Raw genomic sequence first — 16,524 nt, 5'->3', positions numbered from 1 at the left:
CGTCCCGTATGTCGGATGCCCGCGCTATGGTGGGCCGGTGGTTCCGAGCGGTCTAGTCCACCGGAGGACCTCACTTCGCCTGCGGCACGACACTGCCGCGGGACTCGGCAAGACACGGCCACGGGGGCCACGTTCATGAGGTGGGATTGGTCAGTGGTGGTGCAGTTCGGGCTGCTCGGACCGGTCCGCGCGCTGCGAGTGGGCGTCGCGGGAGAACCAGCCGAAGAGCTCAAAGTAGGGTCCCCGCAGCAGCAGGCGGTGCTTGCGCTGCTCGCGTCACGGGCCGGTCGGGTGGCGACAGCCGACGAACTCATCGAGGGACTGTGGGGTGACGAGCCTCCGGAGGGTGCCCTGGGGACGGTGCGCACTTATGCGTTCCGACTCCGTAAGGTCTTCGGTGCGGAGGCCATTGCGTCTATAGCCGGCGGCTATGCGTTGCGCGCAGAGCGTTCGGACGTGGACTTGTTCACGTTCGAAGATCACGTCGCCAGCGCGGAGCAGCGCCGGATGTCCGGCGATGTGGCCGGTGCGCGGGGAGAACTCGCCAGTGCGTTGGCTCTCTGGCGCGGTACTCCGTTGGCCGGGATACCCGGGCCCCATGCAGAGTCCCTGCGCGCGACCCTTCTGGAGCGGCGTACGGCGGCTCAGGAGAGTCGCATTGCCTTGGACTTGGCTCTGGGCCGGGTCGGGGACGCCGTCTCCGAACTGACGGTTCTCACCGCTGAGCACCCTCTGCGTGAGGGCCTGCGTGGACAGCTCATGCTGGCGCTCTACCAGACCGGACGGCAGGCCGAGGCGCTGGGCGTCTACGCGGACACCCGACGGCTTCTGCGCAAGGAACTGGGAGTCGAGCCGGGAGCCGAACTCGGCGAGCTGCATCAGCGGATCCTGCGGGCTGACCCCTCACTGGCACGCCATACTGCGGACAGTGCCGAGATAGCGCCTAGAACGACAGAGGTGCCCGCCGGAACCGCTCTGGAGAAGCCGCCGACGATCCCCGCACAGCTTCCCGCCGACACGGCCGACTTCACCGGACGCGAGAACCTGACCCGCGTGCTCGCCGCGCGCATCGCCAGCACGGTCGGCCAGTCGGTCGCGGTCTGTGCGCTGTCGGGGCTGGGCGGGGTCGGCAAGACGGCGCTTGCGATCCATCTGGCGCACTTGGTCCGGGAGGACTTCCCCGACGGACAGCTCTATGTGGATCTCCGCGGAGGCGATCCCGTACCTGCCGACCCCGCGCCGGTGCTCGCCGCGTTCCTGCGCGGTCTGGGGATCTCGGAGGGGGAGACGGCTCAGGGGCTGGAGGAGCGCGCTGCGGCGTATCGCTCGGCGCTGGCCGGGCGGCGGGTCCTGATCGTGCTGGACAACGCTCGGGACGCCGCACAGGTGCGTCCTCTGCTGCCCGGGGCTCCGGGGTGCGCGGTGGTCGTGACGAGCCGTCCGAAGCTCACCGGGCTGGCCGGGGCCACGTTCGCGGACCTCGACGTGCTGGACCCCGGCGAGGCGATGAACATGTTCACGCGGATCGTCGGCGAGGAACGGCTCGGCGTGGAGCACGAAGCGGCGATAGACGTGGTGTCGCTGTGCGGGTATCTGCCTCTGGCGGTGCGGATAGCGGCGGCTCGGCTCGCGTCGCGTCCCCGGTGGCGTATCGGGTCGCTGGCGGCCCGGCTGTCCGACGAGCGGCGCCGGCTCGCTGAGCTGTCCGTGGGCGATCTCGCGGTACGCGCGGCGTTCGAGCTCGGCTATCACCAGCTGTCCCCAGCGCAGGCGGACGTCTTCCGGCGGCTGTCGTCGCTGGACAGCGCCGACGTCTCGGCCGCCGCGGCCGCCGCGCTGCTCGGACAGGACGAGGCCGACACCGAGGAGGTGCTGGAGTCTCTGGTGGACGCCGCGATGCTGGAGTCCTCTTCTCCGGGGCGCTACCGGTATCACGACCTGTTGCGCCTCTATGCGCGCGAGCAGTACGAGGCCGAGGGCGGCGAGCCCGATGCCGGCTTCGTGAGCCTGCTCGACTTCTACCTCGCCTCGATGCGGCGGCTGCGGCGTATCCCGGTGGAAGAACTCGGCCTTTCCCCGACGCGGTCCTCCGGTAGAGAGTTCGACTCTGTAGAGGCCGGAGTGCGTTGGATCGCGGACGAGGGCAGCTCCGTGGACGCGGTGTTCAATCGGCGGGTCCTGACCCGAGGTGCGTGCGAAGCCGGGGTGGCTCCGTTGACGCTCGCGGTGGAACTGCTTGACCACCTTGTTTCGCTGCCTGGCATCGAACGCTATGCGGATGAGCTCTCTGCGGCGGCGCGTAATGCGGCTGCGGCTGCGATGGAGAGTGGGGACGTGCGGAGTGAGGCGCGTGTGCGGCACTCTCTGGCGCGGGTTCTCTATGCGACGTATCAGATAGAGGCTGCTGCGGAGGAGGCAGAGCGGTCGCACCGCGCCGCCGAGGCTGTGGGGGGCGACGAGACCCAGGCCGATGCGGTGAACCTGCTCGCCATGACTTATGCGGACCTGGGGCGGGATGGCGAGGCGATCGCGTTGTACGAGCGCGCGGTGAGCGTCAGCCGGGAGTTCGGGGATGTGGCGTCGGAGGCTGCCGCGCGGCAGAACATGGCGCGCTCTCTGCTTGTTCTGGGCCGTACAGAGAAGGCTCTGGAGAGCACTATGGCGGGGCTTGCCCTCTGCCGTGCTCTGGGGGACGACGTGTCGACCGGGTACGCGCTCTTCCAGACCGGCTCCATCTACCTCCAGACACTGGCCTATAAGGAGTCGCTGACGTACTTCGCAGAGGCGGCGCAGTACTTCTCCGACGTCCATCCGTCTATGGAGGGCGCCGCGCATGCCTCCAGCGCGCGGGCGCTGTTGGGGCTCGGCGAGCCCAGCGGGGCGCTGGAGCACGCGGAGCGCGCGGTGAGCGTGCTGCGCGGGACGGCCGACACCTGGCAGCACGCGACCGCCCTGGCGGTGCTGGCGGACGTGCTGGACGTCGCCGGCCAGCCGGAGCGGGCCCGGGGCTGCCGGGAGGAGGCGCTGGCCATGTTCGTCGTCATCGGCGCCCCGGAGGCGGGCCGTATCAGGGGTATGCTCGCCGACCCCGAGGCAACCTCGGCACCCGGTCGAACGTCGCGCTAAGGAAACGGTTGGAGCGCACGGGAGGATGACAAGGTGATGAGGGATACGGTGTCGCGTGCGCAGGAGGCTTCGGCTTCGGGTTCGCATCGGTCGCACGGCGGTCCCGCGGGACCTTCCGCTGTGGCCGCGCCGCACGAGGACGGCCGGGACGCGGACGTGTTCCGCGCGACGGTCCAGCCCGCGCACCGGGTGCGCGGGTGGCTCGCGGCGGCGCCCCGCTAGGTTCGGGAATTCTCGGATCTTCGCGGGAATGCGTAATCCACGGCTGATCCGGCAGTGAGCAGGTGCCCCACCGCTGCGGCGTCCGGCTTTCGTCTGAGGCTTGTGAGATCTGCGAGACTCAAGGCGCGGGCTGCCCGAAGGGCTCCGCAGCGTGCAACTGCCCGGTCGAGTGTGACCGGGACTGCTGGATCGGCCGCGCCGGGCCGTCTTCGTCGCGCGCGGTCTGTTGCCACGGTGCCGCCGTTAGGGGCACGTAGGCTCAAGCGCCGTTGCGGTGGGTTCCGGCGTGTTCCGGTGCCGGCGACCTGGAACAGCGATGCCCATGAGGCTGTTGTGACAGGTGATGCACCTTGATCACCGATCCGTCCCGGCCGCTCACGCCCGGTACTCTGAACGGGTGTTCTATTTTGTCCGATGGGCGGCCATCACCCGACGCTTGTCGGCGGCTCGGGATACGGTTGCAGTCAGGTGGTTGCCCTCCTCGTGGCGGCCGGTTCACGGCGGGTTCACAACGGGACTGCAACTTCTTGGAATGGAAACCCCGTCCTAACCGTTGAGAACCATTGAACGGGGAATAACAACAAGCAAAGCAGGAGAGTAATCCGGCAACAGCCGGGGTACGGTGGCTCCACAGGCTCATGATTCTCACAGATAAACCAGCAGGCCAGCGGAAACGATGAGGGAGGGGAAGCCGAGATGATCTTGGTTCGCCGCCTACTCGGCGACGTGCTGCGCGGCCGACGGCAGCGCAGCGGACGGACGCTGCGTCAGCTCGCCGCGACGGCGCGGGTGTCCCCCGGCTACCTCTCCGAGGTGGAGCGGGGCCAGAAAGAGCCGTCGAGCGAATTGTTGTCCGCCATCTGCGACGCGTTGGAGGTCAAGCTCTCCGACGTGCTGCTCGAACTGTCCACCGAACTCGCCGCGGCCGAGCTGGCCGCCGAGATCGAGGCCGCGGAGCTGGGCCGCTTGGTCCCGGCCGACGGCCGCGCCCCGCAACGGGTCGCGATGCCGCCCGCCCGCAGCGGCCAGGCCGACACCGCCGGTCAGAGCACGTCCGGCAACGGCCAGCGCTCCGGCGTCGTGGTCGGCGTCGGCGCCGGTGCCCCGCGCGGGGCCCGCACGCTGCCGACCGCCAAGATCCCGACCGCGGTGATCAACTCCCGGACCGCCGCCAACCGGCCCGGCAACACCCGACCGGCCTCCGGGTCGCCCCGGGTGGCGCCGAAGTCCGGCGCGGTACCCCAGGCGGCGCTCGGGACCACCACCGGCATGGCCGCCTCCGGCCTCGGCCCGGCCCTGGGACCGCAGCCCCCGATGGGTGCCCTGCCCTACGTCCCCGGCTCGCCGTTGCCCGGCCCGGAGAACCCCTACACCTTCGGCACGCCTCGGCTGCCCTCACCGACCGGCCGGTGATGCTGTGCCGGAAGAAAATCTGGTGTCGGTGATCGGCGAGCACGTGTCACCATCGAGGCGGGGAGAGCGTATCTCCCCGCCTCGCGGCGTCTTCGCGCCGCGACTGTCAGCACTGATGAACCACAGATGAAGAGGAATCACATGACGGAATCCCACAAGGACGCTGCCCGCGACGAGGTCTACGCACTGAACGACCACGACACGCCGGAAGCCGAGTGGGACACCGAGGACGCCTTCGACGCGCCGGCCCCGCTCTACCGCAACCGGTGGGCCGAATCCCGGCACGACGGCGAGCAGTTCGACCTCGAGGAGCGCGCTTCGCTGCGCCGCGTGGCCGGACTGTCCACCGAGCTCGAGGACGTCACCGAAGTCGAGTACCGGCAGCTGCGCCTGGAGCGCGTGGTGCTGGTGGGCGTGTGGACCGACGGCACCGCCGCGGACGCCGAGATGTCGCTGCGCGAACTGGCCGCGCTGGCCGAGACGGCCGGCTCGGAGGTGCTCGAGGGCGTCGTCCAGCGCCGCGACAAGCCGGACCCGGCGACCTACATCGGCAGCGGCAAGGCGGCCGAACTGCGCGACATCGTGGTCGCCACCGGCGCCGACACCGTGATCTGCGACGGCGAGCTGAGCCCCGGCCAGCTGATCCACCTGGAAGACGTGGTCAAGGTCAAGGTCATCGACCGCACGGCCCTGATCCTGGACATCTTCGCCCAGCACGCCAAGTCCCGCGAGGGCAAGGCCCAGGTCGCGCTGGCGCAGATGCAGTACATGCTCCCCAGGCTCCGAGGCTGGGGCCAGTCCCTGTCCCGCCAGATGGGTGGTGGCCGCGGCGGCCTGGCCACCCGCGGACCCGGTGAGACCAAGATCGAGACCGACCGCCGCCGCATCCGCGAGCGCATGGCCAAGCTCCGCCGCGAAATCGGCGACATGAGCAAGGGACGCCAGACCAAGCGCGCCGAAAGGCGCCGAGGCTCCGTCCCCTCGGTGGTCCTGGCCGGCTACACCAACGCCGGCAAGTCCTCCATCCTCAACCGCCTCACCGGAGCCGGCGTCCTGGTGGAGAACGCCCTGTTCGCCACCCTGGACCCGACCGTCCGCCGCACGGAGACCGCCACCGGCCGCACCTACACGCTGTCGGACACGGTCGGCTTCGTCAGGCACCTGCCGCACCAGCTGGTGGAGGCCTTCCGCTCGACGCTGGAGGAGGTCGGCGAAAGCGACCTGGTCCTGCACGTGGTGGACGCCAGCGACGAGGACCCCGAAGGCCAGATCTCCGCGGTCCGCGCCGTCTTCGCCGACATGGGCGCCGGCGACGTCAAGGAACTGCTGGTCTTCAACAAGGCCGACCTCGCCGACCCCGAGGTCCTGTCCCGCCTGCTGCGCCGCGAACCGCACAGCATCGTCGTCTCCGCCCGCACCGGCGAAGGCATCGACGACCTGCTGACCGCGATCGAGCGCGACCTCCCGCGCCCCGGCGTGGAGCTGGAGGCCCTGGTGCCGTATGACCGGGGCGACCTGGTCGCCCGGATCCACGCGGAGGGCGAGATGCTGAAGGAGGAGCACACGGACCACGGGACGCTGGTCCGGGCGCTGATCCACCAGGATCTGGCGGCTCAGCTGGAGCCTTTCCGGACGGTGGGGGCGGTTTAGCTCACGTCCGTAGTCTCGGCCTGCTCAGGCGGCCGTCTCTCTCCACGAGAGACGGCCGCCTTTTGCTTGCCCCGCTCCTTCGCCCTGTCTCCGCCCGAACCTGTCTCTCCCTGAATCTGTGCTGTGATCCCGCGTACCGCTAGCCCGAAAGAGTGACCAGCCCCCACCCGCACAGCGAGTTATCCACAGGCCCCAACCCGCGACTGGTATGCGCACTTTGCGAAGATCTACCGTCGCAGACATGGAACGAACCACACCGGGAACCGCACCGAACGGCAGCGCCCAACCCCGCAGCCCGCAGCCATCGGCGCGCGACCGACTGGCGTCGCTCCAAGGGGACCCACCGCGGCACTGGTCGCCTGCCGCACAGGGCCCCATGCCTCTCTCCGAGGCGCTGGCCGCCCGGCACCACGCAAACCGCCCCTGGTGGCGCCGGGCGGCCCAGTCCATCGAACACCGCGTCCCGCCAACCCTCCGAGGCCGCTGGGCCCTCAGCCTCCCAGCAGCCACAGCGGTGGCACTGGTAGCCGTCGCCGGCGCAGCCGCCGGCGGCTGGTACCTGACACGCTCACAGGGCACGGTCGTCGACGTGGCGGGAGAAGCGGCATCGACCTCCCAACCACCCGACGACAGTCACATCACCCCGACCGCCGACACCGCCGCACCACCGGGCGACCCACGCGGCGGCAAGCCAGGCGGCACCGCGGCGGGGCACGACGGCGCATGCCGCGAGCATGCGTGGAACTCGGGGCCGCCACGTGCGGTGCCGGACGCGCCGACGGGGTGGAATGCGCGTGTTTTGAGGGTCGTGCCGGCTGAGTTTGACGGCAGCACGCTGGAGAGCGGGCCGCCGGCCGAGCGGGGGAGTGGACCTGCCGCACGCGCTGGTGCGCGCATGGCGCTCGCTGGCTGGTATCCGGCCGAGCAAACGCCATCTTCCGAGGCGGTCGGCGCGCCGGCTGGCTGGTGGTCCGTAGGGCAGGCGGGTGCGGACATGGCGCCTGTTCGGGCGGCGAGTACGTTGTCCGGCTGGTATCCGGCCGACGGTGCGAATGCGCCATCTTCCGAGGCGGCTGGCGCGGTGGCTGGCTGGCGGTCCGCAGGGCACGCGGGTGCGGGCTTGGCGCCTGTTCGGGCGGCGAGCATGATGTCCGGCTGGTACCCGTCCGAGCAGGCGCGAGCTGGTGCACATTCGCCGTTTGCAGGGCTTGCCAGCTCGCTGTCCGGCTGGTCCTTTGCCAAGCAGGCCAGTGTCCTGGTCCCACCCAGTGAGCTGGCTGAAGTGTCGTTGAGCAGGCCGGCGAATGTTCTTTGGCCGGTCGGAGCGCCCGGCTGGCCCCAGGTCGAGCGGGCGGGGATCCTCGCTGTCACTCCCATGGGTCGCTGGTACCCGGCGCCGATCGTGCGTCGCTATGTCGTGGCGATGGCTGTCCGTGCTGCGAAGGCCTGCTCGCCGCATGCGGCTATGGCTACCAGCCCTGCGTTGGCTGGGGCCGCGTCGGCCAGTGCGGTGGTTGTGGATGTCGAGGGCAAGGTTGCGCATCCCGGCGTTCAGATGTTGCCGGTTGGGGCGCGGGTCTATGAGGCGCTGGCTGCGGCTGGGGGTGCGTTGCCGGGGGTGGATGTCACCGCCCTGGATTTGGCGCGGCCGGTTGCTGATGGGGAGCAGTTGCGGGTGGGGATCGCGGGGGCGCCGGGTCCGGTGGTGGGGTTGCCGCAGGCTTCGGTGGGTGGTGGTTCGCGGGGGAAGCGGGGTAAGCCTGCGGAGCCGGTGAATCTCAATACTGCGACGTTGGAGCAGCTGGAGGCGGTGCCGGATGTCGGGCCGGCGCTGGCCCAGCGGATTCTGGACTGGCGGGCCGAGCATGGGCGCTTCGCTTCGGTGTCGCAGTTGCGGCAGGTGCGGGGGATCGGTGAGCGGAAGTTCGCGGACATGCGCGATTCGGTGACGGTGTGACGCGATGAGCCTGACCGTCACCTTCCGTTCCGTCGACCACGACCACCGCCCGCGTCGTGACCTGCGGCTTGTGCCGATCCTGGGGGCTGCGTACGTCGCTGCCTTCGTCGGCAGCGGATTCGCCTCACGGGCCGCGCTTCTGCTTTGGGCGGGGTGCGCGGGGGTCGGCACCGGACTGTTGCTGCGCAGCGGCATTCGGCGTCGGGCGGCGCCCACACGCGTGCAAGCGACCACCCGAACCCGAACCCGAACCCAAACCCAAACCCAAACTCGTACCCGCACCCGCCGCCGCACCCTCGCCGCGGCCTGCTTCGTCGCGGCCGGGGCCGGGACCGCCGCCACCACGCGCACCATCGCCACCCACACCGGGCCGCTCCCGCGTCTCGCGGCGGCGCGCGCCCACGTCACCGTCGAGGCCGTCGTCACCGACGACCCGCACACCGCGACCTCCGTGCGCGGGCCGTTCGCCGTCGTGCCGCTGCGCGTCGAGCGCGTCGACGAGTTCGGTACGCGGCTGCCCGCGACCGCGCTCGCGTCCGAGCCCGACGCGTGGCGGTTCCTGCCCTCCACCCGCCTGCGCATCACCGGGCGCCTGCGCCCCGCGCACGACGACACCCCCGACGCCGCCACCCTCTCCGTGCACCGCCCGCCCGAGGTTCTGGCCGGGCCCGACCGGCTCCAGCGGCTTGCCGGCCGGCTGCGCCAAGCCCTCCGCGACGCCTGCGCGCACCTGCCCGCCGACCCGCGCGGGCTGGTGCCGGGCCTCGTGATCGGTGACGTGTCGCAGGAGCCGGAGAGCCTGGCCGCCGCCTTCCGCGACACCGGGCTGACGCACCTGACGGCGGTGAGCGGGGAAAATCTGGTCTTCGTGCTGACGGCGGCGATGCCGATCGCCCGCCTGGCCGGCGTCCGAGGCAGGTTCCTGACCCTCACCGGCCTGGCCGTCGTCATCGGCTTCACCGTCCTGGCGCGCCCCGAACCCTCGATGGTGCGCGCCAGCGTGATGGCGGTCCTCGGCCTGCTCCTGGCCGCCGTCGGACGCCGCGCGCGGGGCCTGCCGCTGCTCTGCGCGGGCGGGACGCTGCTGCTCCTGTTCGACCCCTGGCTCGCGCGCTCCTACGGCTTCGCGCTCTCGCTGTCCGCGACCGCCGGGCTCTTCGTCCTGGCGCCGGGGTGGCAGCAGGCGCTCACCGACCGGCGCGTGCCGCACCGCATCGCCGAGTCGCTGGCCTGCACCGCGGCCGCCGAGACCTTCTGCCTGCCGATCCTTGTCACCTTCACCGCCGCGATCACGCCGCTCTCGCTGCCCGCGAACCTCCTCGCGGAGTTCTGCGTCGGGCCGGCGACCGTGCTCGGGGCCGCGGCCCTGCTCGCCGCGTCCGTCTGGCTCCCGCTGGGCCGGGCCGTGGCGTGGCTGGCGCAGTGGCCGACCGACGGAATCGTGGCGGTCGCGCGCTACGGATCCCGGCTGCCCGGCGCGACCGTCGCCTGGCCCGACGGGCTGGCCGGGGCGCTGGTGCTGCTCGCGGTCTACGCGCTCGTCTTCCTGATCTCGGCTGCGGTGACCCACCACAAGGAGGAAGCGTCATGAACGAGCAAGGCCCCTGGATATCGCCCGGCTCCTGGCCGGACGGAGGACGCCGTCGCGGGTACGACCCCGGCTGGCGCGGCCTGGAAAGCTCCGAAAGCCGCGGAGGGGATGGCTTTCGGGGCGGCCCGACCCGCCCCGGCGGGCGAGCGATCGCGGCGGCCGCGGCCCTTCTGCTGGTGCTGATATCCATCGGCGTCGCGGTGTACGTGATCCGCGGCCGCACCGCCGCCTGGCCGCCGCCCAACTGGATCTTCGCAGCCTGCGACGTCGGCCAGGGCGACGCCTTGGCGCTCGCCGTGGGCCCGGCCGAGGCCGTCGTCGTCGACACCGGCCCCGATCCCGCCAAGGCCGACCACTGCCTGACGCTGCTCGGGATCCACAAGGTCCCGCTGGTGGTCCTGACCCACTTCCACGCCGACCACATCGACGGCGTCCCCGGCGTGCTGAAGGGGCGCACGATCACCGAGATCGAGACCACGAACGATCCCGACCAGCCCAAGGGTGCCGCCGAAGTCGCGTCCTGGGCCACGGCGGCAGGCATCGCTACGTCGGTGGCGACGGCCGGTGAGCACCGGCAGTTCGGCCCGGTGTCCTGGGACGTCCTGTGGCCCGACCCGAACGCGAGCCCGCCGGCGCCGCCGCCCGAATCCGTCCGCAAGAGCCGCCGAAAAGGCCGCCGCCAGGCCCGCGGCTCGCCACGCGGCGGCGGTCGTGGCGGCGGTCGCGGCGGAGGCGGCGAGGAAGGCTCCGCCCCGAACAACTCAAGCGTCGTGCTCCAGGTGACGGTCGCGACGAGGGACGGCCCGGTCCGGCTGCTGCTCACCGGCGACATCGAGCCGCCGTCGCAGGCCACGATCCTCGCCGCGCATCCGGATCTCGCCGCCGACGTTCTGAAGGTGCCGCATCACGGCAGCCGATTTCAGGACCAAGATTTTTTCAGGGCTGTTAGACCACGAGTATCGATCGTCTCTGTCGGCGCAGGGAATACATACGGTCATCCGGCACGTGACACGCTGGCGCTCGCGGGATCTGACGGTGCACATGTCTTTCGGACTGATCGCGATGGCCAGATCGTCGTCTTCGGCTCGGCGCGGACGCTGAGAGTCGCGTTACGAAGGTAGCTCGGGCGAGGCTCCGGCGGCTTGTGCGAGCCGCCGGCGCCGATCCGGCGGTTGCAGGTCCTGAGCCGGGCTCGCACCCACAACTCCTTGTGATCGCCCGTCCGGGCCGCCCGCCGCTGACCGGACTTGACCGGAGTACTGGAGTTCGACTTCAGCTCCGGTTCATAGTCGAGGCACAGACAAACTCTCCAGAAAGCAAGAGGCAGCATGGAAACTGGCCGGAAACTCAAGACGGCGGTCCTCGGCATCGGTGTCGCAGGTGCGTTGGCGCTTTCCACGGCGAACGCTTTCGCCATCTCCGGAGTCACCGAGACGGTCGAGTCCCCGGACAAGCTCTGCAACGCCTCGGTCGACTTCAACACCTCCACCCGTGCCTTTGCCGAGGGCTTGAACATGTACAACGACGTACGCTGCGCCTGGTCGTTCCAGGCGTGGAACGTGTCCAGTGGCACCACGTCCGTCCTCTTGTCGGGAGTCATGGGACCGCAAGGCGAGCAGACGCCCACGGCCGACGTCTACACGCACAATGCGAACAATCAGCTGCGGATCTGTATCAATGAGCGTGGAGTCACCAGCTGCACCGACTGGCAGAGCTGACCGGCTGCCGGCCGGCCAGCCAGCCAGCCGCGAGAGCGTTCATGATCGGTGTTGATTGCCCAGGCCCGGACCTTGGCTGATCGGGGGACACCGAGCGGAACGCTCTCGCGGCGGGTCGGCCGCGGCTGCCCATATTGTGATCTTCCTCGGGGTTTTCGGTCCCCTTCGGCCACCTAGACTCGTACGTGCTGACGAAGCCAAGGCATGGACGAGGCGGGACCGTGAACGTAGCAGGTGGGGAAGCATGTCCGGATCCCGGTGAGGCGGTCGATCTGCCCGAGTTCATCGAGCGGCTGCGGTGTCTTCGGATCTGGGCGGGCTCTCCGTCCTACCGGGCGCTGGCCAAGAAGGTGGGCCCGTTGCTGCGGCCGCCGCAGACGCTGTCCCAGTCGACCATCGGGGACGTCTTCCAGTCCCGCCGGCGCCGGCTGGATCCGGATCTCGTGGTCGGGATCGTGCGGGCTCTGGGGTTGGAGGAGCGGACGGTGGATCGCTGGCGCGCCGCCTGCGTACGGGTCCACGCGGAGGCGAAGTCGGGTGGCGCGGTCGGTGTCTTCCGGCAACTGCCGGCCGATCTGGCCACGTTCACCGGCCGGGACAGAGATCTGCGGGAACTAGTCGGGGCCATAGATTCGGCACGCGGCGCGGCGCGCACAGTGGTGATCTCCGCGTTGGAAGGCATGGCCGGAGTCGGGAAGACGCAGTTGGTCGTCCACGCGGCGCACGAGCTGGTACGCGCGGGCCGCTACCGCGACATGCAGCTGTTCGTGAACCTCCGGGGGTTCGACCCGGACCAGCCGCCGGCCGATCCGTCGGCGGTGCTCGAATCCTTCCTGCGTGCGCTGGAGGTCCCGGCCCAACAGATCCCGACGGACCTCGAGGCCCGGGCGGCGATGTTCCGGGACCGTCTGCATGACAAGGACGCCCTGATCGTGCTGGACAACGCCGCCAGCGAGGAGCAGGTGCGCCGGCTTATCCCGGCCGGGCCGGGATGCCTGGTCCTGATCACCAGCCGGCGCCATCTGGCCGGGCTGGAGGACGCGTTTCTGCACCAACTCGATGTCCTGACAGCCACCGAGGCCGTGGAATTGCTGGGACGGATCGCCGGGGTCGAGCGGGTCCAGGCCGAACCGGCCGCGGCCGCGGCGATCGCCGAATCGTGCGGATTCCTGCCGCTGGCGGTGGCCCTGGCCGGCGGACGCCTGCGCTCGCGCCCCGCCTGGAGCCTGGCGCACCTGGCGGAACACCTTCAGGCAGGTCAACCTCCCGGCAGCGACCGGCGCTTATCCGCCATATTCGACCTCTCCTATCGAGGACTGGCCCCTGAGGCGCGCCGGATCTTCCACACCGTCGGCCTGAGCCCGGGGGCGGACATCAGCGTCCCGGCCGCCGCCGCGATGGCCGGGATCACTGCCCACGAAGCGCAACAGGGCCTGGAACTCCTCGTCGACGAACATCTGGCACAACAAGAACACTTCGGCCGCTACCAACTGCACGATCTGCTGCGGGCCTACGCCGCCGAACGCGCCGAACTGGAATCGCCCAAGGAATGCGCCGAGGCACTCCACCGCGCAGCGGCCTGGTACACCGTCGCCGCCGATGCCGCCGCACAGGCGATCATGCCCACGCGCTACTGCGAGCCTCTTCGCCCCGAGGAGACGGCGGGTTTCAACGTCACCTTCGACAGCAGCGCCGAGGCGATGGCTTGGTGCGACGCCGAACGCGCCAACCTGGCGGCGACCGTCCTCGCAACCGCGCAGAGTCCGTCGCCGTATCTGGCCTGGCGCCTGCCCGTCGCCATGTCGACCTACCTCCATCTGACCTGCAGCTGGCCGCAGTGGGAGCAGCTGCACCAGCTCGGATTGTCCGCCGCGACAGCCTCCGCCGATCTGGCCGGCGAGGCCTGGACCCTGAGCAACCTCGGCATCGCCCAGACGGAACTGGGCCGTTTCGACGAGGCCGCCGACCACCTCACCCGCGCCCTACAGTTGCGCCGCGACCTCGGCGACACCAGTGGCGAAGCGGCGACCCTGGGCAACCTCGCCCGCCTTTACGCCTACGCCGACCAACTCGAGTCGGGCTTGTACTACGCCCGACAGGCACTGGACCTGGCCCGCCGAACCGGCGACCGCCGACGCGAATGCGCAGCGTTGAACAGCGTCGCCTGCTGCCTCGGAGAACTGGGCCGCACGGACGAGGCCCTGGAGTACTTCCAAGCCAAACTCCAGATGCACCGCCAAGACGGCGACCTTCGAGGCCTGGGACTCGCCCTGCACAACATCGGCTCGGCCTGCAACCAAACCGGCCGGCACGCCGACGCCTTCACCACCTTTCAGGAGGCCCTGGACGTAGCCCGCGGCTTCGGCGAACGCCACAGCGAAGCAGGAGCGTTGTACGGGATGGCCCTAGCCCTCGATGGCCTCAACGATCTCGACGAGGCGCGCCCATATCTGGAACAAGCCCTCGCCATCTTCGAGGACCTCAACGCCCCGGAGACCCAGGAAGCCAGAAGCCAACTCGCGCGCCTGAGGTCGCGTGTCACCAAAGGCGCTCATCCCGGAGAAGGCTGAACAGGCCGCGAACCGCACGAAGCGCGGCAGGGGCGGCGGTCGGCCTGTGCGCCGCCGTGCATCCGCGGGTCGCCGTCATCTCGGTCGGCAAAGGAAACACCTACGGCCATCCGGCGCCGCGCACCGTCGCGCTGGCCTCGGGTGCCGGGGCGCGTGACTTCCGCACTGATCAGGACGGGCAAGTCGTGCTCTTCGGCACCGCGGGTCGGCTGCGGGTGGCGATGCGCCACTAGCCGCTACCCTCAGCCACTTGCCACGGATGGTCATAAAACGGAAAGGAGAAGCAAAGCGCTGTCGCCGCGTGTCGCAGCTTGTGGATAGTCTTCTGCCCCTATCCGACGCCGAGTCTGGAGGGGAGCCGGCTCATGGACGCGCACGGCACTCAGAACGAACACGCCGACCAGCACACCCATACCCACACCAATGCCTGCGACACCGGCTGCTGCGAGCGCCTGGAGGCCGAGGGGGAGGTCGCGGTCGCACGGCTGATCCTCGACGGCGGCGACCCCGGCCACGCCGCCAACCACGTCTCCGGCGCTATCGGTGCCGACCCCTCGCTGCCCGAGGCGCACGAGGTGCTGGCTGAGCTGGTGGCGCGGGTCGGCGGTCCGGTCGCGGCGTTGGAGCTGTTCCCCGCCGACTCCCGCTACACCGGTGAGCTCGCGTGCCGGGCCAGCCTGCTGGCCGGCCTCGGCCGCCTGGACGAGGCGGTGCTGCTGCTGGCCGGCGTCATGGGTGCGGCGCCGGCGCGGCCGTGGGCCGCGGTGGCGTGGATGGCCGACCCGGAGCTGCCGTCCCGGCTGAGCTCGGAGTCGCTGACGCAGGCCGTGCTGCGGCTGTGCCAGGGCTTGAGCGACCCGGTGTCGGAGGAGGAGCTGGCGGCGCTGGTCCACTTCTACGTGGTCGTGCAGGCCGTGGTGGCGCGCGGCGACGACGCGCAGCTCGCCGCCGTCGCCTCGGGCCTGGCCCGGCGGCTCGGCGACACCGAGCTGGCCGTGGAGTGGGGCGAGGCGGCGATCCGGGACGGTGCCGGGGCGATGGGGGCGATCATGCTCGGCAACGCCCTGCGGCGCGCCGGCCGGGTCGACGAGACCATCGCGTTGTGGACGCGGACCGTCGAGCAGGACCCGTCGCAGACGTACCTGGTGGTCGACCTGGCCGAACTGCTGGCCTACGCCGGGCGGCGCCCGGAGGGCCTGGCGCTGCTGGAGAAGCTGGTCGCGGTCGAGCCGGAGCACGAGAAGGCCATGCCGGCCCTGCTCGGCATGCGGTTCGAGGCCGACGGCGACACCGCGCACCTGCTGGAGCTCACCGACTACCACCGCGCGCACCCCGAGCACGACTACGCGCGCTACCTGGTCGGCCACCACGTCCAGCGGCTGCCGTGGCTGGGCCGGGTCACCGGCGGCACCGAGGCCTGCATCAACGTGCTGCGGCAGCTGGTCGAGCAGGACAACCTCACGATGTCGGGGGAGATGTCGCTGTCGATCATCGAGCCGCCGAGCGCGATCGGCACCCTGCGGCTGGTGATCCCGGAGCTGCACGTCGGGTTCCTGGAGACTGGCGACCCGGACCCGCGCTTGCCTGCCGCCGACGTCGCGATATCCGTGTGGCGGTACGAGGACTGCGACGCGGTCCCGGCCGTCGGGCCGCCGTCCGCGCAGGCCCTCGCGCTGGTGCGGGACCTGGTCACGCCGAACTGGCCGGGGCCGACGTCGCTGTACGACCACGCGGTCGCGCTGGCCGGCGTGCCGGTCGCGGACCTGCTTGGCGTTCTGGTGTACCCGCCGGCGCCGCAGGACGCGCCGTGGCCGGACGGGTTCGCGATGGAGGTGCCGGACTACTGGGTGCGGTCGGTGCAGACGATCGCCTGCGTCGGGATCGCGCACCACCGTGCCGACCAGCCGTGGGTGGGGTCGGAGCGGCGCCGGATCCTGGTGGAGCTGCTGAACGGTCCGGAGGACTGGGTTTGTGAGGCGGCCGGGATGGCGCTGGTGGCGGTGGCGTGGGCGTTCCCGGAGGCGCGCGAGGACGTTCTGGAGTGGCTGCTGAACCGGCTGAGCCTGTTCATGCAGGTGGCTGAGAAGCGTGCGGTGACGGTGCTGGGGTCGATGTGCCACCTGGTGCTGGCGTGTCCGTGGCTGGAGCCGAAGGGGCGGGAGTTCATCGCCGACGTGCTGGCGCGGATGGAGTCCGAGGACTGAGGCACGAGGGCCGTGGGCGCGGGGACTAGGGCGCGCGAGCTGAGGCGCGGGAACTGGGGCGCCAAGGCTCGGG

General features: G+C 70.7%; 10 protein-coding genes and 1 pseudogene. All 11 read left to right on the top strand.

Annotated features, from left to right (window positions below):
• Window positions 1-135: 135 nt before the first annotated feature.
• The 11 genes and pseudogenes from ABH920_RS07680 to ABH920_RS07630 all read left to right on the top strand — a co-directional run bounded on the left by ABH920_RS07680 (window position 136) and on the right by ABH920_RS07630 (window position 16,451).
• A complete protein-coding gene (locus ABH920_RS07680; protein ID WP_370348157.1) occupies window positions 136-3,126 on the top strand; it encodes a BTAD domain-containing putative transcriptional regulator in 2,991 nt (996 codons plus the stop codon).
• 36 nt (window positions 3,127-3,162) lie between these two features.
• Window positions 3,163-3,348, top strand: coding sequence for a hypothetical protein (locus ABH920_RS07675; RefSeq protein ID WP_370348156.1), 186 nt, complete (start codon window positions 3,163-3,165; stop codon window positions 3,346-3,348).
• 696 nt (window positions 3,349-4,044) lie between these two features.
• Window positions 4,045-4,305 (top strand): annotated as a pseudogene (locus tag ABH920_RS07670) (helix-turn-helix domain-containing protein); the annotation flags it as partial.
• A 597-nt stretch (window positions 4,306-4,902) separates the two neighbouring features.
• Complete coding sequence (gene hflX, locus ABH920_RS07665) at window positions 4,903-6,411, top strand: GTPase HflX (protein ID WP_370348155.1); 1,509 nt, start codon at window positions 4,903-4,905, stop codon at window positions 6,409-6,411.
• A 514-nt stretch (window positions 6,412-6,925) separates the two neighbouring features.
• The gene (locus ABH920_RS07660; RefSeq protein ID WP_370348154.1) at window positions 6,926-8,368 is read left to right on the top strand and encodes a helix-hairpin-helix domain-containing protein; all 1,443 of its coding nucleotides are present in this window, start codon (window positions 6,926-6,928) and stop codon (window positions 8,366-8,368) included.
• A gap of 4 nt (window positions 8,369-8,372) precedes the next feature.
• On the top strand, window positions 8,373-9,959 hold the full coding sequence (locus ABH920_RS07655) for a ComEC/Rec2 family competence protein (protein ID WP_370348153.1): 1,587 nt from the start codon (window positions 8,373-8,375) through the stop codon (window positions 9,957-9,959).
• Window positions 9,956-11,080: a ComEC/Rec2 family competence protein gene (locus ABH920_RS07650; RefSeq protein ID WP_370348152.1), complete on the top strand. Its 1,125-nt coding sequence runs from the start codon at window positions 9,956-9,958 to the stop codon at window positions 11,078-11,080. The genes ABH920_RS07655 and ABH920_RS07650 overlap by 4 nt, the downstream gene beginning before the upstream one ends.
• A gap of 207 nt (window positions 11,081-11,287) precedes the next feature.
• Window positions 11,288-11,677: a hypothetical protein gene (locus ABH920_RS07645; protein WP_370348151.1), complete on the top strand. Its 390-nt coding sequence runs from the start codon at window positions 11,288-11,290 to the stop codon at window positions 11,675-11,677.
• Window positions 11,678-11,898: 221 nt separating this feature from the next.
• Entirely contained in the window at window positions 11,899-14,247 is a 2,349-nt protein-coding gene (locus ABH920_RS07640; protein WP_370348150.1) for a tetratricopeptide repeat protein, read from the top strand.
• Window positions 14,248-14,303: 56 nt separating this feature from the next.
• Window positions 14,304-14,480 (top strand): hypothetical protein, encoded by a 177-nt coding sequence (locus ABH920_RS07635; RefSeq protein ID WP_370348149.1) that lies wholly within the window; start codon window positions 14,304-14,306, stop codon window positions 14,478-14,480.
• Between the two features lie 132 nt (window positions 14,481-14,612).
• Window positions 14,613-16,451, top strand: coding sequence for a tetratricopeptide repeat protein (locus tag ABH920_RS07630; protein ID WP_370348148.1), 1,839 nt, complete (start codon window positions 14,613-14,615; stop codon window positions 16,449-16,451).
• Window positions 16,452-16,524 lie beyond the last annotated feature (73 nt).

Source organism: Catenulispora sp. EB89, assembly GCF_041261445.1.
GTDB lineage: Bacteria > Actinomycetota > Actinomycetes > Streptomycetales > Catenulisporaceae > Catenulispora.
The sequence above is the reverse complement of the archived record's forward strand: the minus strand, read 5'-3'. Positions and strand labels throughout refer to the sequence as shown.